This is a genomic window from Bacillus sp. JJ864 (genome assembly GCF_036963045.1).
Classification (GTDB): domain Bacteria; phylum Bacillota; class Bacilli; order Bacillales; family Bacillaceae_G; genus Bacillus_A; species Bacillus_A pseudomycoides_C.
Genome location: NZ_JBALLY010000214.1, coordinates 1,931 through 3,094, shown reverse-complemented (window position 1 = coordinate 3,094; position 1,164 = coordinate 1,931). Strand labels below are relative to the sequence as shown.

The following is a 1,164-nucleotide window of genomic DNA, read 5'->3' as shown; positions in this document are numbered from 1 at the left end:
TTTGTTGGTTCATCAAGTATTAATAGTTCCGGATAATGGAGAAGGGCTCTTGCGATTCCTAATCGTTGTTTCATCCCCAAAGAGTATTTACCCACCAGCTTTTTTGTTTCATGCTGCAATCCTACAATTTCTAGTGCTTCTTCAATGGCATTCTTTTTATGGACTCCGATTATCTTTGCGTTAATTAATAGGTTCTCTCTTGCGGTAAGGTTTTCATAAAACCCTGGAACTTCAACGATAGAACCAATTCTTCTTAAAATTTCTTTTTGGTTTTTGGAAAAATCCTCCCCGAATATTTCGATTTTTCCGCTTGTAGGTTTTATGAGACCTAGCAGCATTCGAATTGTCGTTGTTTTACCTGCGCCGTTTCGTCCGATAAAGCCGTAAATCTCTCCTTGATTTACATTTATATTTAGATTATCTACTGATTTTTGATTGCCGTAAATTTTAGTAAGGTTTGTTGTTTTTATAATTGCACTCATTTTGGAACACCTACTTTCTATGAACTCTTACTTACATAATAAAAAGGAGGATTTAACTGCTGCTTAATCATTTCTTAACTATTTCTTAAAAGTAGTTTGTTTAGGGATGGAAAAGCCAAAGGTGGTTCTTTTCCACGGAATACTTTCTACCCATATTTGGCCGCCGTTTTTTTCTACGAGAGCTTTTGCAATAGCGAGTCCTAGACCACTCCCGCCATGCGAAGCATTCCTTGATTGGTCACTTCTATACATTCTCTCAAATACGTTTTCTAAATCATTATTTGAAATTCCAGGTCCTTTGTCCCAAATGAGTAGTTGGTATTCAGACGTGGTTTCTAGTAGTTCTATTCCCGCTACCTTTCCAACTTTTCCGTAATGTATCGCATTTTTCATGAGGTTACCTATAATTCGGACAAGACTAAGGTGGTCTGCTGTAATAGGGCAAGGTGTTTCTGGAATATGAACTTGCAATTCTATGTTATGTTTTGTGAGTTCAGGTAAAAATTCAATTAGCGACTCTCTAGTAATCTCAGCAAAATCGAGAGACTCTTTTTGTAGGGGGAATTCATCTGCATCGAGCTTAGCCATATTAAATATTTGATCAACTAATTGTTTTAAGCTACTTGATTTCTTTGAGAGTATTTCGAGATATTCTCGTTGTTCATCTTCTGAAGAAGCAATT

2 protein-coding genes are annotated in these 1,164 nt (G+C 36.3%); both read right to left on the bottom strand.

Features of this window, described 5'->3' with window-relative positions:
* Nucleotides 1–482, bottom strand: a 482-nt coding sequence (locus tag V7024_RS23175) for an ABC transporter ATP-binding protein (RefSeq protein ID WP_335524367.1), incomplete at its 3' end; no start/stop codon positions are given.
* 78 nt (nucleotides 483–560) lie between these two features.
* Nucleotides 561–1,164 (bottom strand): sensor histidine kinase (locus tag V7024_RS23170; RefSeq protein WP_335524365.1); only part of this gene is annotated, 604 nt, incomplete at its 5' end.